The sequence below is a fragment of the Streptomyces glaucosporus genome, from assembly GCF_039533345.1.
Lineage (GTDB): Bacteria > Actinomycetota > Actinomycetes > Streptomycetales > Streptomycetaceae > Streptomyces > Streptomyces glaucosporus.
This window is the reverse complement of sequence record NZ_BAAATJ010000002.1, coordinates 163,941-182,318: the sequence shown is the minus strand read 5'-3', so window position 1 is coordinate 182,318 and position 18,378 is coordinate 163,941. Positions and strand designations below refer to the sequence as shown.

The window sequence follows — 18,378 nt, the reverse complement described above, 5'->3', positions numbered from 1 at the left end:
GTCCCGGTGACGACGCACAGCCGACAGGGCGACGAGGCGCGTGAGGGTGTTGTCCTGCCGTCGAACGGTGAGCCGCGGATTCCCGGGCAGGCCGGCCCCCAGGCCGGCCCGCCGGCGGGGCAGCCCTGGGGGCAGCCGTGGGGGCCTCCGCCCGGGCAGCAGGCGGCTCCGGCGGCGCCCGGGCAGCAGTACGGGCAGGTGCCGCCGCAGCCCCCCCAGGCCCCCGCCCCGCCGCAGGCGCCTCCGCAGGCACCCCCGCAGACGCCTCCGCAGACGCCTCCGCAGCCTCCGGCGGCGGGCGCCGTGCCCGGTGCGGCCGACGAGACCCAGGTGCTGCCGCCGGTGGCCGCCGCGGCCCCGGCGGACGGCGCCGAGGACGACGCCACCCGGGTCATACGGGCCGTCCCCCGCACCCCGGAACGGGACGCCGAGAGCACGACGGTGCTCCGCAGGATCCCGTCCGCGGAGGGCGCGCCCGCCGCCCCCCGGCGGGCGGCTCCCCGGCCTCCCGCCGGCGCCCCGTACGGGGGACGGCCCGGCGCTCCCGGCGTCCCCGGCGGCCGGCCCGGGGCCGCGGACTTCGACGGCCTGTTCCGCTCCTCCGGTCCCCGGCCGGCCGGGCCCGCCGACGCCACCCAGCAGCTGCCGCCCATCGACCCGGACGCCCCGTACCCGCCGCGGCCGTCGCACGGCGGCGGACACGGAAGCGGACACGGCGGCGGGGACGGGCACCGGGGCCGGTCCGGCCCGGGCGGGCGGCGCGGCCTGCCGCGCATCGCGGTGGCCGGGATCGTCGTCGTGGGCTGCGCCGCGGCCGGGCTGGCCGCCGGCGCGGCACTGAGCAGCGACGGCGGGTCCGGGGAGCAGCCGCAGGCGGTGGCGTCGCCCTCCGCGCAGGCGGAGCAGTCCCCGTCGCCGTCCCCCAGCCCCACCACCGACCCCGCCGAGGCCCAGGCGAAGGAGCTGGACAAGCTGCTCGCCGACAGCAACGACAGCCGCAACGCGGTCATCCGGTCCGTCGAGAACATCAAGCGGTGCAAGAACCTCGCGCAGGCCGCCACCGACCTGCGCGACGCGGCCCGGCAGCGCAACGACCTGGTGACCAGGCTGGGCGAGATCCGGATCGACCGGCTGCCCGACCACCAGGCGCTGGCCGACTCCCTGACCAGGGCGTGGAAGGCGTCGGCGTCGGCGGACAACCACTACGCGGCGTGGGCCGACCAGGTCGCGGGGAAGAAGGGCTGCCACAAGGGACGGGCGCGCAGCACCGACCGGACCGCCCGGGGCAACAGCGCCAGCGCCGAGGCCACCGAGGCGAAGAAGAAGGCGGCCGGACTGTGGAATCCGACCGCCCGCGAGTACGGCCTGCCCGAGCGGCAGTTCGGCGACCTGTAGAGCACCGGCCCGTCCCGGCGGGCCGGCCGGAACCGGGCAGGGGCCGCGCTCAGCCGTTCCGGGGCGCGGCCTCCAGCGTCTCCCGCACGTCGACGAAGTCCTTCCGCACCTGGGTCAGCGTGCCGTCCTGGACCCGCTGGAAGGTCACCATCGAGTTGACCAGCCGCGGGTGGTCGCGGACGGCCAGCATGTCGTCGTAACCCCAGCTCAGCTCGGGCGTGAGCCCGCCGGTGTCCACCGGCGGCATGGTCTCCATGGCGCGCTGCACGGACCCGGCGGTGACCGGTCCGTCCACGTGCTCCAGCGCGGCGCGCAGCACGGTGTAGGCGATCCACGTCGTCTGGACGCCCGGGTCGGCCGGGTCGATGCGGTTGTCGCCGAAGGCGTGCTCGCGGATGACCTCCTTCATCCGCGCCCAGCGCGGGTCGGAGGAGACCGGGTACCAGCCGGTGGCGTACGCGCCCTCCCACTGGCTGTCCGGCCCGCCGGTGCGGTCCACCAGGGACTGCTGCACGCTGCCCAGCACCGAGGCGATCCGCACCTGCGGTCCCTCCGCGCCCACCCTCCGGAAGGAGTCGAAGAAGGTGCCGGTGCGCCCGCCGAGCACGGCCGTGACGCAGGCCTCGGCGGGGTCCCCGCCGGAGACCGCGCCGGCCCCGTCCCCGTCGGCGTCCAGGCCCACGCCCTCCAGCGCGCGCCTGACGTACTGGGTGTAGTCGGAGGCGTCCTCCGGCGCGAGGATGTCCGCGGCCTCGCCGCGCCCTCCCGAGGCGAGGCCGGCGTTCAGCAGCTCGGGGAGCTGGTCGCCGGCGACGGTGTCGGGACGGACCAGGGAGACCCGCTCGCACCGGGAGGCGAGCTGCCGGCCGCTCCCGGCTATCAGGGCGGCCTGGCCGCCGTTGACGGGGTACGACAGCGGACTGGTGAACTCCTCGTCCGTGATGCCGTACCCGCCGATGTAGGGGATCCCGGCCGTCTCCAGGGCGGCCATGAACGTGCGGCCGTGCTGGCTGTAGGAGCCGACGACCGCGACCGCCCCCTCGGCGCGGGCCCGGTTGGCGCACCGGGCGGCGCTCACCGAGTCGTTGTGGTCGTTGCAGGTGAGAACGCGGAGTCTGCGCCCTTCGATGCCCCCGGTCGCGTTCACCCACCGTGCGTACGCCTCCGCCATGCCGGGCATGCCCGGCATGTTGGTGGCCTTGGTGTCCTGCGGTGCCCATGTCATCACGGTCACAGTGCCGTCGTCGGCTCTGGCGTCCCCGGGCAGCATGCCGCAGCCGGTGAGGAGCGAGGCGCAGGCCCCCATGGTGGCGGCGAGGGCGGCCGTGGTCCTGGCGGAACGTTTGCGACGCCATGCGGTCATGGACCATCACGATTCCGCTCCGGCTGTAACGGACGAGTGATGAAGACCGAACCGGCAGTGACGGAGGGGTGAACAGAGGGGGGCGGAGCGAGCGCGTTTCGGGCGGAAAGTACGATCGACGACCGTGCACGCACAGGAGAGGCCTTCACGCCGCGGCGGTCGTTACAGCACCATGGACGGCATGCCGTGCAAAGACATGCCGTGGTGGCGCTGGCGGACCAACGTGCGCTCAGCGCTGCACATGCTCTCCGACCCCGTGTTCCAGCAGGAGTGCTGGCTGACGGGCCGTCCGGGGTACGGCGACGTCACGGACGCCGTCTACCGCCTGGTCGAGGACACCTGGCTGGACAACTGGTCCGCGGAGAAGTACATAGGCACGATCTTCCGCGACGCCCAGGAGGCGGCCCTCGTCGACGTGGCGGTGCTGCGCGTCCTGCGGATCATGCACCAGGTCGGCGCGGACGCCCCGGTGGCGGTGTACATGGAGCACCAGGCCTGGCCGGAGGCCGTCCGCGCGGCCCGCGACGCCCACGTCCTGATGGCGGCGAACGACGGCGACGATCCGGACGAACCGCCCCACTCCCTCGACGTGCTGGCGGCGATGCTGCGGGCGGCCTGACCACTCCCCGCCGGGCGCCCCTCCGGGTGTGCCACGCTTGTGCACATGAGCCAGCCGCAGTCCACCCCGCTTCCCGAGCGGTCCGAGCAGTCCGAGGATCGCGAGCAGTACGTCCTGACCCTCTCGTGCCCGGACAAACAGGGCATCGTGCACGCAGTCTCCAGCTACCTCTTCATGACCGGCTGCAACATCGAGGACAGCCGGCAGTTCGGGGACCGCGACACCGGGCTGTTCTTCATGCGGGTGCACTTCAGCGCCGGGGCGCCGGTGACCCTGGAGAAGCTGAGGGCCAGCTTCGCGGCGGTGGGCGACTCCTTCCGGATGGACTGGCAGATCCACCGCGCGGGCGACAGGATGCGCGTGGTCCTCATGGTCAGCAAGTTCGGCCACTGCCTGAACGACCTGCTGTTCCGCACGCGGATCGGCGCGCTGCCGGTGGAGATCGTGGCCGTGGTCTCCAACCACACGGACTTCGAGGAGCTGGTCTCCTCCTACAACATCCCCTTCCACCACATCCCCGTCACGAAGGACACCAAGCCCGAGGCGGAGGCGCGGCTCCTGGACCTCGTCCGGGAGGAGAAGGTGGAGCTGGTGGTGCTGGCCCGCTACATGCAGGTCCTCTCGGACGACCTGTGCAAGGAGCTGTCGGGCCGGATCATCAACATCCACCACTCGTTCCTGCCGAGCTTCAAGGGCGCCCGGCCGTACCACCAGGCCCACGCGCGCGGTGTGAAGCTGATCGGCGCCACGGCCCACTACGTCACCGCCGAGCTGGACGAGGGGCCGATCATCGAGCAGGAGGTGGAGCGGGTGGGCCACGAGGTCACGCCCGAGCAGCTCGTGGCGATCGGCCGCGACGTGGAGTGCCAGGCGCTGGCCCGCGCGGTGAAGTGGCACTGCGAGCACCGCGTCCTGCTCAACGGCCGGCGCACGGTGGTCTTCGCCTGAGTCCCTGACCGGGCCCCCGGACACTCCCCGCCGTCCCCGGGCCCCCGGAGCCCGGGGACGGCGGAGGGAGCCCCGGAGAGGCCCGGGGACGGAGAGCGCACGGACGGCGGGCGCATGGACGGGGAGCTCGCGGACGGGAGCCCTCACATGCGGGAGAGGGAGGCCACGGCCCACAGGGCGTCCCGGATCGCCTCCCGGTCGCCCTCCTGGCCCGCGGCCGCCTCCTGCGGCGGCACGTGCCCCGCCGCCAGCAGGCAGAACTCCGTCCCCTCCATCACCAGGCGGGCGACCGTCTGCTCCGGCGTGGCCAGGGCGGCCGGGGAGTCCAGGGGGACGTACCACTCGCCGCCGCCGGGACCCTCGACCTCCAGACGGAGGGTGCGGCCCGGCGCGCCCGCGGCCGTCAGGCGCCGGGGCGGGGCGGCCAGCCCGGCGCGGCGTCGGTCCGCGAGGGCCGTGGGCAGGCGCCCTGCGACGAAGTCCACCATCGGGCCCAGGTGCTCGGGCGCGGGCGGCCCGTAGGGGTAGTCGATCGCCGCCGCGATGTCCCCCGCGTGGATCCAGCACGCGAACGCCCGGCCGATCAGCGCCTCGCACACCGGCCGCCGGACGTCGGTGAAGTCCACCGTGAGCCCGGCCGCCTCCCCGGCCCGGAGGGCCGCCGTGCGCACGATGTTCCTGGTCTGGGTGCGCCACTTGTTCCGGACGAACGGCGGACCGTGCTGCCGGCAGCGCTCGATCGCGGCCTCCGTGCGGGCGGCCACGGTGCGCGGGGCGCCGGGGCCGAGCGGGTCGGGAAGGCCGAGCGTGGTGGCCACCAGGCCGTCCACCGAGCCGAGGTGGGCCAGTACCCCGCACAGCGTGAGGGTGCGCTCGCCCTCCGCCCAGCGCAGCCGCACCGGGGTGTCCCACTCCCCGTCGCCCATGTCGCGCAGCAGCGCGTCCAGCCGCGCGGTCTCCGCGTCGTACGGCGCCGCCCACCGGGGCAGGGGGAACTCGGCCGGGCGGCGGCGCAGGCACTCCTCCAGCACCTTCGAGCGCAGCCGGGGGTCCAGGTCCAGGGTCTCCTCGCGGTGCATCAGGCCCACGGTCTCACGCAGCAGCAGCGCCTCGTCGGCGCAGGAGGCGCAGCCGGCCAGGTGCGCCTCGACGGCGGCGGTCTCCTCGGGGGAGCAGACGGACAGCGCCCAGACGCCGAGCAGGGACTTCAGGGCGAAGTGGTCGTACCCGGGTGGCACGCCCTCCCCGGAGGGCGGTGCGCCGCCCCCGCCCGCGGGTCCGCCGGACGGACCGCCGTCCGGACGGTTCACGAGGCTCTCCCGGTGCCGGGTCCCGGGACCGCGCGCGTCATGGCCGTGGACAGCAGTTGCAGGCCCAGGCGCAGCCGCCGCCGCGCCTCGTCCTCGCTCACGCCCAGTTCGGCGGCGGCCGCGCGGTAGTCCCGGCGCCGGACGTACGCCAGTTCCAGCGCGTCCCGCAGCGGGACGGGCATGGCGGTGGCCATGAGGTCGGCGCGGGCGGCCGCCGACGCGTTGCGGACCCGTTCCCCGAGGTCCTCGCACGACTCCCCGCAGGGCATGCGTTCGCACAGGGCGCGCACGGAATGCCGGTGGGTGAGCTCGGAGAGCCAGGAGCGGAGCGAGCCGCGCTTCGGCTCGTACGCCAGGGGGTGCTCCCACACCTCGGCGAAGACCTCGCCCACGATCCGGTCCGCGGCCTCCTCGTCGCCCAGGAAGCGGAGGGCGAGCCCGTGCACCGTCGAGGCGTACGTGTCGTACAGCTCGCGCAGCGCGGACTCCTCGCCCCGGGCGAGCCGCAGCCGTGTCTCGTGGTCCCCGTGGGGCTGTGTTCCGGCCGCTGTTCCGGCCGCTGTGCCGGCGGGCGTCCCGACCGCCGTCTCGCCCGGCGTCCCGTTCGGTGTCTCGTTCGGCATTCCCACCCCCAGCCCTCCTGTCCATCCCGAATGTAGTGGCAGCGGCCGACAGGACGCCCCTCTTTACGGCAACGTCCGCCGGGGGCCGCCGCTCGCGGCGGCGGGCCTGTCGCTTTGTGTTCCTTGCCATGGATCGGACGGGTTCGTTCGTGTCCGGATCCGGTGCTGCGTTATGCGGGTGTGACCGGAAGTGGGGGGAGGGCGAGACCTGATTCGGCATAGGGTCGAGGTCTGCACCAGTTCGGGCAGGGGCCGGTGAGGACGGCCGTCACGGAGAGGACGGGAAGAGACTGTTCCGGTCGGTGTCGGCGGACGAAGGGACTACGGACACGTGTCGTTGAAGGTGATCGAGGAGGAGCGGGGGGAGTGGGCCGTTCTGCGGGTGTCGGGCGAGCTGGATCTCGTCACCTCCCCGGCGGTCCGCCAGCGAGTGCACGACGCCGTGGCCGACGGCCGCCGGAGCCTCGTGCTCGACCTGTCGCAGGTGCTGTTCTGCGACTCCAGCGGCGTCGGCGTCCTCATAGCCTCGCGCCGCCTGATGCGCTCGTGCGCGGGACGCCTGCGGCTGATCCTCCCTGCCCAGGGCGCGGTGGAGGGCTCCCACGTCAACCGCGTCCTCGCGGCGCTCGGCGTCCGGAGGCTCTTCGACTGCTATCCGGACCTCGACGCCGCGACGGACGACGCCGCGAGCCCCCTCAGCGCCTGACGGATCCTCCGCCGGCCCGCCTCAGGCGGCCGTCCGCCGCCCGAGCGCCCGGGGCCGGCCGGTGCCCGGTCCCGGCGGCTCGCCCACGTGGTGGGCCGCCGCCGCGACGAAGGCCTCGATGGCCCGCTTCGAGGTGATCCGGCGGGCGTCCAGCTCCTCCCGGCTCAGTCCGGTGCCGTGCAGCTCGGTCACCGCGTCCAGGGCGGTCCGGGCCTCGTCCTCCAGCCCGGGGTCGCGGGTGAGGAGCTGCACGCGGAACAGCGACTCGTGCGCCTCCGAGCGCAGCCGGTAGATCTCCCGGAGCAGGGACGGCATGTCCTCCTCGCCGGGCCGCTCGTGCACCGCGAACCACCGGTACACCAGCATCCGCCGGTAGTTGTGGAGAGCTCCCGCGTACAGGCAGTACGCGTCGATCCGCTCCTGCCGCAGTCTCTCCCGGCGCGCCAGCTCCTCGCCGTAGGCGGTGGTCCTCCGCTGGAAGACATAGGTGATGCCCGACCCCAGCAGGGTGCCGAGGACGGCGATGACCGCTGCTATCGCTTCCATGGGAGGCAGTCGATCACGAAAAGGCTCCGAAGGGACGGGAGTTGACGCATTCGGGCCGGGCGTTCGACTCCCCCTCCGGAGCGTCGCACAGTATGCGGTATCGCTACTCCTTTGCGCCGGAATATGCCCGAAGCGCTTGTTGCCGTGACCGCGGGTCCATCAGGCTGTCCTCCACCGGGGGAGCGGACGGTGGCCTCGCGTCGGCGCGGGTCGTGTGCTCCCGGGCAGGGTGGTGTGAAGGGTGCAGATGCTTCAGGCGCAGTTGGAGGTCGGAACCGATCCCAGGGAGGTGGGGAAGGCCCGTGCGTGGACCCGCTCCTGCCTCGCCGGCTTCGGGGTGGGAGCGGACGAGTCCCTGACGGAGACCCTGGTGCTGCTGGTCTCGGAACTGGTCACCAACGCCGTCGTCCACACCGGACGTCCCGCCCTGCTGCGCATACTCCTCTCCGGCCGCGCCGCGGGCGGCGGAACGGTGCGGATCGAGGTCGCCGACTCCAGCAGCAGACCCCCGAGACGGAGACAGGCCGAGGAGGAGGAGACCCACGGCCGCGGCCTGGAACTGGTCTGCGGCCTCGCCGACCGCTGGGGCTGGCGCCAGGAGGACGCGGGCAAGCGCATCTGGTGCGAACTGGACCGCGAGCACGTCGCGGGAACGGCGGACGCGGCCCCCGCCGGCACCGGGAACGCCGGACGTCCCGCATCCGCCGAAACGCTTCTGGACGGTGTCCACGGCCAGCCGCGCACCTGGACGGTCCCCACCTGACGGGCGGTCACGTCCGTCTCGCTCCGGGAGCGTCGGACCCGCGGAAGGTGCGGCGGTACGCGCTGGGGGAGACCCCGAGCGCCTCCTGGAAGTGCCGGCGCAGCGAGGCCGCGGTGCCGAAGCCCGCCTGCTCCGCCACCCGGTCCACCGGCAGATCGCTGCTCTCCAGCAGGTGCCGGGCGCGTTCGATCCGCTGCCGGGTGAGCCACTGCAGCGGGCTCGTGCCGACCTCGTCGCGGAACCGCCGGGTGAAGGTCCGCACGCTCATCGCCTCCCGCTCCGCCAACTCGCGCAGGGTGACGGGCCGGTGGAGGCGCCGCAGCGCCCACTCCCGGGCGGCCCCGGTGGTGTGGACCCGCGGCTCCGGCACGGGCCGCCGGACGAACTGCGCCTGGCCGCCGTCGCGGTGGGGCGGTACGACGGTGCGGCGGGCCACGTCGCCGGCCACCGCCGCGCCGTGGTCCCCGCGCACCATGTGGAGGCACAGGTCGATGCCGGAGGCCACTCCGGCCGAGGTCAGGACGTCGCCCTCGTCCACGTAGAGCACGTCCGGGTCCACCTCGACCGCCGGGTGCAGCCGCCGGAGCCGCTCGCACTCCTTCCAGTGCGTGGTGGCGCGCCGCCCGTCGAGCAGCCCGGCCGCCGCCAGGACGAAGACGCCGGTGCAGATGGACGCGATGCGCGTGCCGGGCCGGATGCGGGCGAACGCGGCCTCCAGCGCGGGCGTCAGACGTCCCTCGGTGTAAGGGGCGTCCCGCTCGTGGGAGGCCGGGACGATCACGGTGTCGGCCTCGGCCAGCGCCTCGGGGCCGTGCTCGACGGTGACGGCGAAGTCGGCGTCGGTGCGCACCGGGCCGGGTTCGAGGGCACAGGTGACGACCTCGTACAGCGGGTCGCCTCCGGCGGAGCGCGCCCCGCCCATGATCCGGTGGGGGATGCCGAGCTCGATCGGCAGCAGGCCGTGGCGGACGAGGACGGCGACCCGGTGGCGGCCGGGGTGCCGGAAGACGGCGGAGCGGGAGGCGGCGGAGGGGCCGGAACCGGCGGACTGGGCTGATCCCATGGCCCGATCCTTGCACACAGTGGCCTTCGGGCCACTCGTTTCCGGCCGTCCCGGCGGCCAGGGTGGAACGCGTGACCCAGACCCTGCCTCCCGGGGGCGCGGAGGACGTCCGGTCCGCGCCCTCCGCCCGTCGCGTCCCGCGCGTCCACCCCGCCTGGTACGCCGCCGCCGTCGCCTTCCTGACGATCGTCGGCGCGGCGGCCTTCGCCTCCCTGCCCGGTCTGCTGATCGACCCGCTGCGCGAGGACTTCGGCTGGTCGCGCGGCACGATCGGCTTCGGCATCTCCGTCAACCTCATGCTCTACGGGCTGACCGCGCCCTTCGCCGCGGCCCTGATGGACCGCTTCGGCATCCGCCGCGTGGTGGCCTGCGCGCTCACCCTCATCGCCGCCGGGGCGGGCTCGGCGGTGTTCATGACCGCCGCCTGGCAGTTCGTGCTCTGCTGGGGCGTGATCGTCGGCCTGGGCAGCGGCTCGATGGCCCTGGCGTTCTCCGCGACCGTCGCGAACCGCTGGTTCGCCGCCCGGCGCGGCCTGGTCACCGGCCTCCTCACCGCGGCGGGCGCATCCGGGCAGCTCGTCTTCCTGCCGCTGCTGTCGTGGATCGTCGCCCAGCACGGCTGGCGGCCCGCCGCCGTGACCGTCGCGCTGGCGGCGCTGGCGGTGGTGCCGCTGGTATGGCTGCTGCTGCGCGACCACCCGGCCGACGTCGGCCTCCCGCCGTACGGCGCCACGGAGTTCGTACCCCGGCCGGCGCCCGTGCCGGGCGCCGCCGCACGCGCCGTGCGCGTCCTGCTGGACGCCGCCAGGACGGGCCCCTTCTGGCTGCTCGCGGGTACCTTCGCCATCTGCGGCGCCTCCACCAACGGCCTGATCAAGACCCATTTCGTGCCCGCCGCCCACGACCACGGCATGCCCGTCACGACCGCCGCCTCGCTGCTGGCCGTCATCGGCGTCTTCGACATCCTGGGCACGGTGTTCTCCGGCTGGCTCACCGACCGCTTCGACTCCCGCCGGCTGCTCGCCGTCTACTACGCGCTGCGCGGCGTCTCGCTGCTGTTCCTGCCGCTGCTGCTGGCCCCGGACGTCCGCCCGCCGATGATCTTCTTCATCGTCTTCTACGGCCTGGACTGGGTGGCCACCGTCCCGCCCACCATCGCCCTGTGCCGCGAGCACTACGGCGCGGACGGCGCGATCGTCTTCGGCTGGGTGCTCGCCTCCCACCAGGTGGGCGCCGGGATCGTCGCCTTCGCCGGGGGCGTGGCCCGCGACCTCCTCGGCTCCTACACCCCGGTGTGGGTGGCCTCGGGCGCCCTGTGCGCGGTGGCCGCCCTGATGGCGCTGGTGATCCGCGCGCGTCCGGCCCCGGCGGCGGTCGCCTCCGGTGCGTGACGGGCGCCGCACCGGGTCCCCGCCGGCTGCCCGGACCGGCGTCCGGCCGCTCAGCCGGCCGTCGTGCGGGCGACGACCCGGGCGATCCGCCGGGCGTCGATGGCCAGTTCGCGGAGCATGCCGCTGATCGGGTTGGTGTAGCCGGTGAAGTACAGCCCCGCGGCGGTGCGCAGCTCGCGGGGGCCGCGGACGAGGGGCAGCCCGCGGTCGTCCAGCACGCCGAGGTGGCCGACCAGGTCCTCCAGCCCGCGCCGGTAGCCGGTGGCCGCTATGACGGTGTCGGGGGTGATCGCGGTGCCGTCGGCGAGGCGCACCTCGGGCCCGTCGAAGGACTCCACGGCCGCGACCGGCTCTATCCGGCCCTTGCGCACCGCCTTGACGAAGCCCGTGTCCAGGACGGGGACCGAGCCCTGCCGCACGCGCGTGTACAGCCCGGCCTCCGGCCGCGGCAGCCCGTGCGCCGACAGGTCGGGGAGCGTCGCCCTCGCCAGCACCCGGGCCATGCCGTCCACCAGGGGCACCGGCAGCCGCCGCACCGCGACGGCGTTGGCCTGGGCGGACCGGCCCAGGGTGGAGCGGCGGAGGATGTGGGGCGGGGTGCGGACCGCGAGCCGCACCCGGGCCGCGCCGCCCTCGGCGAGGTCCAGGGCGATCTCCGTGCCCGTGTTGCCGGTGCCCACCACCAGCACGTCCCTGCCCGCGTACGGCTCGGCGTTGCGGTAGCCGCGGGCGTGCAGCAGTTCGCCGGCGAAGGAGTCGCGGCCCGGCCAGTCGGGCACGCGCGGGGTGTGGTTGTACCCGGTGGCCACCACGACCACCGGGGCGGGGAGTTCGCGGCCGCCGTTGGCCCGCAGCAGCCAGCTCCCGTCGTCGGCCCGGTCGATCCGGTCGACCTCCACGCCCGTGGCCACCTCCAGCCGGTGGTGGCGCGCGTACTCCTCCAGGTAGCGGACCAGGTCGTCGCGGCGCACCCAGCGCCCGTACGAGCGGGGGATCCTCATCCCCGGGAGCGAGGAGCGGCGGCGCGTGGTGTGCAGCCGCAGCCGGTCGTAGTGGCCGCGCCAGGAGGCGCCGACGGCGTCCGACTTCTCCAGCACGAGCGAGCGTATGCCGTGCTTCCGCAGCGCCGCGGCGGTGGCCAGTCCCCCGGGGCCCGCTCCGATGATGTGTACGGGTCTGCTCTTGTCGGACATGGGCATGACGATAGAGCCTAGCCCCGCCCCACCTCCGGCCCCATGCCGCCCCGGGACGGCGGCGGCGGGGGCGGCGGTGCGCCTCCCGGTCCGCCGTGGGACGCCCGGGGCCGGTGACACCCGTGGGACGGCGGCACTAAGGTGCCGCGACATGAGGCGCGACGGAGGCGGACAGTCCGCGGGCGCGGACGCGCCCCCGGCGCCCGCCGTCCCGCCGGAGCCGTTCGCCCGCCGGGGGACACTCCGGCCGGAGGCGGCGTGCCCGGCGGCCGGGCCCACCCGCGAACGGAGCCGCTGACGGCGCTTCCGGCCCGCGCGGCGGCACACGGACGCCGCGCGGCGCGGATCGCGACCGCGACCGTTTTCCAGCCCAACCACCCATCGGAGAGAGACCCACGGTGAAGAGACCGAGAAGATCCCGCATATCCATGGGCGCCGCCGTCGCGGCGCTCGTCCTCACCGGCACCACGGTCGCGACGGCGGGAGCCGCCACTCCCGACCCGGACGCCGCCCCCCTGGGCGTCGTCCGGGGCGCCGAGGCGCCGAACGCCCTGGACGGCCAGTACATCGTGGTGCTGAAGGACACCGGCGCCGCCGCCCGCGAACTCAAGGCCCCCGGGGACGTGAAGGAGAAGGCGGAGGAGCTGACCGACGCCTTCGGCGGCGAGGCCGACCGCACCTACGCCTCGGCCCTCAAGGGCTTCTCGCTGAAGGCCACCGAGAAGCAGGCGCGGCGTCTGGCGGCCCACCCGGCGGTCGCGTACGTCGAGGCCAACCGCGTCGAGCGCGGCGACGACACCCAGGCCGCCCCGGGCTGGGGCCTGGACCGCATCGACCAGCGCGACCTGCCGCTGGACGCCGGCTACACCTACGACACCACGGCCCCGAACGTCACCGCGTACATCGTCGACTCCGGCATCAACATCGCCCACCAGGACTTCGAGGGACGCGCCTCGTACGGCTGGAACTTCGTCGACGGCACCCGGACGGCCTCCGACTGCCACGGGCACGGCACGCACGTGGCGGGCATCGTGGGCGGCGAGACCCACGGCGTCGCCAAGGACGTGAAGCTGGTCGCGGTGAAGGTGCTCAACTGCCAGAACTCGGGCACCACCGAGGGCGTCCTGGCCGGCTACGACTGGGTCGTGAAGAACGCCGTCAAGCCCGCCGTGGCCAACGTCAGCATCGGCGGCGCCGCGAGCGACGCCAAGGACGCGGCGGTGCGGAAGATGGTCCAGGCGGGCATCACCGTCTCCGTCTCGGCCGGCAACAAGGGCGTCGACGCCTGCACGCAGTCGCCGGCCCGCGAGCCGTCCGTGATCACGGTGGCCGCGACGGCCCGGGACGACTCCAGGCCGAGCTGGTCCAACTACGGCACCTGCGTGGACCTGTTCGCGCCGGGCGCGTCCGTCCCGTCGGCCGGCATCGACTCGGCGACGGCGACGAAGACGATGAGCGGCACGTCGATGTCGGCGCCGCACGTGACGGGCGCCGCGGCGCTCTACGTCTCCGGGAACCCGGCCGCCACCCCCGCGCAGGTGGCCCGGGCGCTGCTGGACACGGCGGGCGCCGACCGCGTGACGGGGCCGGGGACGGGGTCGCCGAACAGACTCCTCCACAGCCGTTTCTGAGCACGGCGGAATCGTCCGGGGCGTCCCGGCCGGCCGGTGACAGGAGCCGGCCGGCCGGGCGCCGGACGGGACGGGGACGGACGGGACGGCGACGGCGGAGAGTGGCCGGCGACGGGGGGCGGCGGTCGGCCGGGCCGGGGCGGGACAGGGGCGGAACAGGGATGACAGGACGGGAACGGCGACGGCCGGATGACGCGGGGTGACAGGAACGCGGCTCCGGAGCGGGACGGGCGGGCGTCCTACCGGGTGGGCCTGCGGCCGGTGACGCCGAGGTAGAGCAGGTAGGCGAGGTTGGGCTTCAGATCGGCCCGCTTGGCGCCCCAGCTCTGGACGGCCTTCTGCTGGCCCGCCACCGAGGCGAGCATCGACACCAGGGAGCCGGCGACGGCGGCCGGACTGACGCCCTGGTCCGCCCGGCTCCTGGACTGGAGCTTCTCGATGGACTCGGCCAGGGGCGCGATGACGCCGTTCAGGACCCTCGCGCGGATCTTGGAGAACCGCTTGTCCCCCTCCGCCGCCCCCAGGTCGACCACGCGCAGGATCGCGTCGTTCCGCTGCCAGAAGGAGAGGAAGCCGTCCACCAGCTCCTCCGCCGTCTGCCAGCCGGCCTTGCCGCTCCAGGACCGGCCGGCGGCCAGGTCGGCGAGGGACGCGCCCTCCTGCGCCATCCCCTCGGCCAGCTCCAGAACGGCGCCCTCCACATCGGGAAAGTACTGGTAGAAGGTGGCGGGGGAGGTCCCCGCGCGCCGTGCGACGTCGATGACCCTGACATCGCGGTACGGCGACGAGCTGAGCATCTCGTCGAGGCAGTCGAGCAATTTCTGCCGCGTCGCCTGGCCGCGTCGCCCGGCCACCCGACCGTCAACAGTTCGTACTTGTCCTGTCATGTCGTCAGCTTACCGAGGGATGATCGGCACGCGATTCGACAGAACCCAAATGGGGTGTGGCCCTGCACAAAGGGTGATACACGGATAGCGTTCGTGTATCGGGACAGGACAGTACGGAAGGGAATCGGACGATGGCCGACCCCGGAGCCGCGTTCGCGGAGGGCACGCCCTGCTGGACCGATGCGATGCTCCCCGACCTGGAGGCGGGCAAGCGTTTCTACGGTGAGCTCTTCGGCTGGACCTACGGTGATCCCGCACCGCCCGCACGGGGGTCCTACACCGTGGCCCGCCTCGACGGCGGCCGGGCCGCCGGACTGTCGCACAAACCGGACGGCAGGCTCCCCACGGCGTGGACGGTCTACTTCGCCGCCTCCGACGCCTGGGCGGCCGCCGAGCGCGTCCGCGCGGCGGGCGGACAGCTCGTCACGGAGCCCGCGCCGGTGGGCACGGCCGGGACGGTGGCGACGGCCGTCGATCCGGGCGGCGCGGCCTTCGGCCTGTGGCAGCGGGGCACGCTGGCGGGCTTCGAGGTGACGCGCAGGCCCGGCTCGTACGTGTGGACGGAGGTCTGCACCCGGGAGAAGGCGGCCGTGGACGCCTTCTACGCGGAGGTCTTCGGCTTCGGCATGTACCCGGCCGGCCGGGGAGCGGGGGAGGCCGCGGAAGCCCCGGAGCGGGAGCGGACGGCCCCGGAGGACGCCGCCGCGGCGACGGCGGGGACGGCGGGGACGGCGGAGACCGTGGCGGCCGTGGAGGTCGCGGAGGCCGAGATCCCCGGGGAGCCGGAGGACGCCGTGCTCCGGGAGGCCGGGGAGGGGGCGGGCGCCCCGGACACCCCCTCGGACGCCTCCCCGGAGACCGCCCCGGACGTCTCCCCGGACGCCGCCTCGGACGTGATGGTCTGGGTCCCCGCCGGGGCGCCGGCCGACGACGCGTACGCCGTCGGCAGCCGTACCATGATCGACGACACGTACCCGGTGGAGATGCCGGCCCACTTCCTCGTCTACTTCGCGGTCGCCGACTGCGACGCCGCGGTCCGGACGACGGTGCGCCTGGGGGGCCGGACGGTCGAGGGTCCCCGGGACACGCCTTTCGGACGGTACGCCGTCCTCATGGACAACCAGGGCGCGCGCTTCGGAGTCCTCGACACCTCCACGGCCTCCTGAACGGTCTCCCGGAAGGCGGCGAGGGGCGCGGCGACGGCCTCCGCCGGACCCGGATCGGGCGACTCACCGCCCCCCGGTTCGCAACCGGGGGCTCCGCCAGGAAGAATCGCAGTCGGACCGCGGGGACCGGTACGGCGGTGAGAAGCTGCAAGGGGCGGCGTTCGCCGCCCCTACGGGGAGGTGGCAGGCAAGTGGTGGAGCAGCTGACGCAGCACGATCCGCGGCGGATCGGCCCGTTCGAGGTGCTCGGCCGGCTCGGCGCCGGGGGGATGGGGCTGGTCTACCTGGCCCGCTCGGCCTCCGGGCGGCGCGTGGCGATCAAGACGGTGCGCTCCGAACTCGCCGAGGACCAGCTCTTCCGCGTCCGCTTCACCCGCGAGGTGGAGGCGGCCCGCGCGGTCAGCGGCTTCTACACGGCCGCCGTCGTGGACGCCGACCCGCGTGCCGCGGTGCCGTGGCTGGCGACCGCGTACGTGCCCGCGCCGTCCCTGGAGGAGATAGTCAACGAGTGCGGGCCGCTCCCGGCGCAGGCCGTCCGCTGGCTGGCCGCCGGGGTCGCCGAGGCGCTCCAGTCCATCCACGGGGCGGGCCTGGTCCACCGGGACCTGAAGCCGTCCAACGTGCTGGTGGTGGAGGACGGCCCGCGGGTGATCGACTTCGGTATCGCCTCCGGGGTGTCCAACACCCGGCTGACGATGACCAACGTCGCCGTCGGCACCCCCTCCTACATGTCGCCCGAGCAGGCGCGGGACTCGCGCAGCGTGACGGGCGCCAGCGACGTCTTCTCCCTGGGCTCGACCCTGGTGTTCGCGGCCACCGGGCACCCTCCCTACCACGGCGCCAACCCGGTCGAGACCGTCTTCATGCTGCTGCGCGAGAGCCCGGACCTGGAGGGGCTGCCCGACGAGCTGAGGCCGCTCATCGAGTCCTGCATGCGGATGGAGCCCGAGCAGCGGCCCACCCCGGCGGACCTCCAGGCCCAGCTCGCCCCGCACCTGTTCTCCTCGGGCAGCGACGACAGCGGTACGGCGTCGGCGTGGCTGCCGGCCGGCGCGGTCGAGCTGATCGAGCGGCACCGGGGCGGGCGGGCACGGCCCGTGCGTCCGCCCGCGCGGAGTCCGGAGCCCGCGCCCGCTCCGGCCCCGGCTCCCGCTCCGGCCCCGGCGAATGCCGGGCCCACCCCCGACTGGCGCTCCCCGGCGGTCGACCCGCGCGGCGGAGGAGCGGCCGTGGCCGCCCCGCCCCGCACCGTGCCCCCGCCGCCTCCGCACGCCCCCGCGCCTCCGCCGGTCCCCGCGCACGCCCCCCAGGACGGTCCCGTGCGGCTGCCGGGCACCCAGGTGCCGATCGGCCCCGGACCGAGACGGGCGCTGAGCCGGCGGACCGAGGTCGGCGGCGCCACGTCGTGGGTGCTGCGCGCGCCCGGCGGCGCCCCCGCGACGGGCGGCGCGGGCAGCGCCGGCGCGACCGTGGCCCACACCCCGTCCCCGGACGAGACCTCCGCGCCGCCGCGCTGGCGGCCGTGGCGCTTCCGGATGTCCAACGACGTGTGGGGCACGCCGGTCGTCGCGGACGGCCTGCTGTACGTCACCTCCTTCGAGGTCCACGCCCTGGACGTGGCGACCGGGCGCCGGCAGTTCAAGACCCGCGAGGTGGCGTGGTCGATGGCCGTCAGCAACGGCCGGGTGCACGCCTCAGACGGCCCCAGCCTGTACGCGCTGAGCGCCAGGGACGGCTCCGAGCACTGGCGGCTGTCGACGGACGGCTGGGTGTACGCGCTGCGGGCCGACCGCGGCACGGTCGTCACCGCCACCCGGGGCGGCGGCGTCCAGGCGTGGGAGGCCGCGACCGGCGAGCGCCTGTGGGAGCTGTCGGGCGCGCAGACGGACTTCGAGACCCCCGAGGCGGGCCCGGTGCTCCGGGCGGGCACGGCCTATGTGTGGGGCGACGGGCGGCTGTACGCGCTGGACGCGCGCACGGGCGCCGAGCGGTGGTCGTACCCGGTCGGGGACACCTCGGTCACCGGCGGCGTCGCGGTGCGGGTGCTGCCCGCCGACGACGGGGTCGTGTACGTGAGCGCGGGGTCGCGGGTCTTCGCGCTGGACGCGGCGAGCGGCACGGAGCGGTGGCGCTTCGACGCGCCCGCCGCGTTCCTGTGCCCGCCCGCGTTCGCGCCGGGCGCGGCCATCGCGGGCGGCGGCGTCTACCTGGCGGACTACCTGGGCACGGTGTACGCGCTGGACGCGGTCAACGGCCACGACCGCTGGCGGATCGCCACCGAGGCCCGCCAGTCCACCGAGCCGGTGGTGGTGGCCGACGGGCTGGTCCACCTCGGCAGCGGCAGCGCGCTCTACACGCTGGACGCGGTCAGCGGCACCCCGCGCTGGCGCTTCGCGACGGGCGGTGAGATCACCGGGGCCCCGGTGGTGGCGGACGGCCGGGTCCACTTCGGCTCGGCGGACCACTGCCTGTACACGCTGGACGCGGTCGGGGGCCGGCTCCGCTGGAAGCTCGCCACGGACGGCGAGATCACCGGGTCGCCGGTGGTGGCGGGCGGTGTGGTGTACGCGTGCAGCCGGGACCGCTGCGTCTACGCCCTGGACGCCGCCAAGGGAACGGGGCAGCCGCGTTCCTGACATCCGGCACGTCCCGCCGCCGGTGTTCCGCCGGGTGGAACACCGGCGGATGGAACCCCGGTGGGGGGATGCCGCGTGAACCCTGGTAGAACTGCCAGGAGTTCACGCCGGGTGCGTGAGCGCGCACCGTACGTACCT

Annotated in this window: 16 protein-coding genes; 9 read left to right on the top strand and 7 right to left on the bottom strand. The window is 74.9% G+C overall.

Going from position 1 to position 18,378, the window contains the following annotated elements; all coding sequences use genetic code 11:
• The first annotated feature begins 6 nt into the window (after positions 1–6).
• Positions 7–1,395, top strand: a complete 1,389-nt coding sequence (locus ABD358_RS02945; protein ID WP_344629208.1) for a hypothetical protein — start codon at positions 7–9, stop codon at positions 1,393–1,395.
• Positions 1,396–1,444: 49 nt separating this feature from the next.
• Here ABD358_RS02945 and ABD358_RS02940 read toward each other — a convergent pair whose 3' ends face one another.
• Positions 1,445–2,758, bottom strand: a complete 1,314-nt coding sequence (locus ABD358_RS02940) for an ABC transporter substrate-binding protein (protein WP_344629207.1) — start codon at positions 2,756–2,758, stop codon at positions 1,445–1,447.
• Between the two features lie 172 nt (positions 2,759–2,930).
• On the opposite strand from ABD358_RS02940, the gene ABD358_RS02935 reads away from it, so the two are divergent.
• Positions 2,931–3,377, top strand: coding sequence for an SCO4402 family protein (locus ABD358_RS02935; protein WP_425576238.1), 447 nt, complete (start codon positions 2,931–2,933; stop codon positions 3,375–3,377).
• A gap of 45 nt (positions 3,378–3,422) precedes the next feature.
• Positions 3,423–4,325 (top strand): formyltetrahydrofolate deformylase, encoded by a 903-nt coding sequence (purU, locus tag ABD358_RS02930; RefSeq protein ID WP_344629205.1) that lies wholly within the window; start codon positions 3,423–3,425, stop codon positions 4,323–4,325.
• 143 nt (positions 4,326–4,468) lie between these two features.
• Here purU and ABD358_RS02925 read toward each other — a convergent pair whose 3' ends face one another.
• Both ABD358_RS02925 and ABD358_RS02920 read right to left on the bottom strand, forming a co-directional pair.
• Complete coding sequence (locus ABD358_RS02925; protein ID WP_344629204.1) at positions 4,469–5,563, bottom strand: zf-HC2 domain-containing protein; 1,095 nt, start codon at positions 5,561–5,563, stop codon at positions 4,469–4,471.
• Between the two features lie 68 nt (positions 5,564–5,631).
• Positions 5,632–6,258, bottom strand: a complete 627-nt coding sequence (locus ABD358_RS02920; RefSeq protein WP_344629203.1) for a sigma-70 family RNA polymerase sigma factor — start codon at positions 6,256–6,258, stop codon at positions 5,632–5,634.
• A 331-nt stretch (positions 6,259–6,589) separates the two neighbouring features.
• Between ABD358_RS02920 and ABD358_RS02915 the strand changes: the two genes are divergently transcribed.
• Complete coding sequence (locus ABD358_RS02915) at positions 6,590–6,964, top strand: STAS domain-containing protein (RefSeq protein ID WP_344629202.1); 375 nt, start codon at positions 6,590–6,592, stop codon at positions 6,962–6,964.
• 21 nt (positions 6,965–6,985) lie between these two features.
• Here the strand turns inward: ABD358_RS02915 and ABD358_RS02910 are convergent, their stop codons facing one another.
• Positions 6,986–7,510 carry a hypothetical protein gene (locus ABD358_RS02910; RefSeq protein ID WP_344629201.1) on the bottom strand — a complete coding sequence of 175 codons (525 nt, stop codon included), beginning with the start codon at positions 7,508–7,510 and terminating at the stop codon, positions 6,986–6,988.
• Between the two features lie 241 nt (positions 7,511–7,751).
• Here ABD358_RS02910 and ABD358_RS02905 point away from each other — a divergent pair, with 241 nt between their 5' ends.
• The gene (locus ABD358_RS02905) at positions 7,752–8,273 is read left to right on the top strand and encodes an ATP-binding protein (protein WP_344629200.1); all 522 of its coding nucleotides are present in this window, start codon (positions 7,752–7,754) and stop codon (positions 8,271–8,273) included.
• A gap of 7 nt (positions 8,274–8,280) precedes the next feature.
• Here ABD358_RS02905 and ABD358_RS02900 read toward each other — a convergent pair whose 3' ends face one another.
• A complete protein-coding gene (locus ABD358_RS02900) occupies positions 8,281–9,336 on the bottom strand; it encodes a GlxA family transcriptional regulator (protein WP_344629199.1) in 1,056 nt (351 codons plus the stop codon).
• 83 nt (positions 9,337–9,419) lie between these two features.
• Between ABD358_RS02900 and ABD358_RS02895 the strand changes: the two genes are divergently transcribed.
• Complete coding sequence (locus tag ABD358_RS02895; protein WP_344629440.1) at positions 9,420–10,727, top strand: MFS transporter; 1,308 nt, start codon at positions 9,420–9,422, stop codon at positions 10,725–10,727.
• 50 nt (positions 10,728–10,777) lie between these two features.
• Here the strand turns inward: ABD358_RS02895 and ABD358_RS02890 are convergent, their stop codons facing one another.
• Positions 10,778–11,920 (bottom strand): flavin-containing monooxygenase, encoded by a 1,143-nt coding sequence (locus ABD358_RS02890; protein ID WP_344629198.1) that lies wholly within the window; start codon positions 11,918–11,920, stop codon positions 10,778–10,780.
• A 428-nt stretch (positions 11,921–12,348) separates the two neighbouring features.
• Here ABD358_RS02890 and ABD358_RS02885 point away from each other — a divergent pair, with 428 nt between their 5' ends.
• Positions 12,349–13,551 (top strand): S8 family peptidase, encoded by a 1,203-nt coding sequence (locus ABD358_RS02885; RefSeq protein WP_344629197.1) that lies wholly within the window; start codon positions 12,349–12,351, stop codon positions 13,549–13,551.
• A 239-nt stretch (positions 13,552–13,790) separates the two neighbouring features.
• Here ABD358_RS02885 and ABD358_RS02880 read toward each other — a convergent pair whose 3' ends face one another.
• Positions 13,791–14,438: a TetR family transcriptional regulator gene (locus tag ABD358_RS02880; RefSeq protein ID WP_344629196.1), complete on the bottom strand. Its 648-nt coding sequence runs from the start codon at positions 14,436–14,438 to the stop codon at positions 13,791–13,793.
• A 131-nt stretch (positions 14,439–14,569) separates the two neighbouring features.
• Between ABD358_RS02880 and ABD358_RS02875 the strand changes: the two genes are divergently transcribed.
• Positions 14,570–15,604 (top strand): VOC family protein, encoded by a 1,035-nt coding sequence (locus tag ABD358_RS02875; protein ID WP_344629195.1) that lies wholly within the window; start codon positions 14,570–14,572, stop codon positions 15,602–15,604.
• Between the two features lie 191 nt (positions 15,605–15,795).
• Positions 15,796–18,240 (top strand): protein serine/threonine kinase AfsK, encoded by a 2,445-nt coding sequence (gene afsK / locus ABD358_RS02870; protein WP_344629194.1) that lies wholly within the window; start codon positions 15,796–15,798, stop codon positions 18,238–18,240.
• The last annotated feature ends 138 nt before the right edge of the window (positions 18,241–18,378 follow it).

Excerpts from the sequence above, each read along its gene's own strand:
- ABD358_RS02935 (WP_425576238.1), top strand. The coding sequence starts at position 2,931 with ATGGACGGCATGCCGTGCAAAGACATGCCGTGGTGGCGCTGGCGGACC.
- purU (WP_344629205.1), top strand. The coding sequence starts at position 3,423 with ATGAGCCAGCCGCAGTCCACCCCGCTTCCCGAGCGGTCCGAGCAGTCC.
- ABD358_RS02910 (WP_344629201.1), bottom strand. The coding sequence starts at position 7,510 with ATGGAAGCGATAGCAGCGGTCATCGCCGTCCTCGGCACCCTGCTGGGG.
- ABD358_RS02890 (WP_344629198.1), bottom strand. The coding sequence starts at position 11,920 with ATGTCCGACAAGAGCAGACCCGTACACATCATCGGAGCGGGCCCCGGG.
- ABD358_RS02900 (WP_344629199.1), bottom strand. The coding sequence starts at position 9,336 with ATGGGATCAGCCCAGTCCGCCGGTTCCGGCCCCTCCGCCGCCTCCCGC.
- ABD358_RS02880 (WP_344629196.1), bottom strand. The coding sequence starts at position 14,438 with ATGACAGGACAAGTACGAACTGTTGACGGTCGGGTGGCCGGGCGACGC.
- ABD358_RS02920 (WP_344629203.1), bottom strand. The coding sequence starts at position 6,258 with ATGCCGAACGAGACACCGAACGGGACGCCGGGCGAGACGGCGGTCGGG.
- ABD358_RS02875 (WP_344629195.1), top strand. The coding sequence starts at position 14,570 with ATGGCCGACCCCGGAGCCGCGTTCGCGGAGGGCACGCCCTGCTGGACC.
- ABD358_RS02940 (WP_344629207.1), bottom strand. The coding sequence starts at position 2,758 with ATGACCGCATGGCGTCGCAAACGTTCCGCCAGGACCACGGCCGCCCTC.
- ABD358_RS02885 (WP_344629197.1), top strand. The coding sequence starts at position 12,349 with ATGGGCGCCGCCGTCGCGGCGCTCGTCCTCACCGGCACCACGGTCGCG.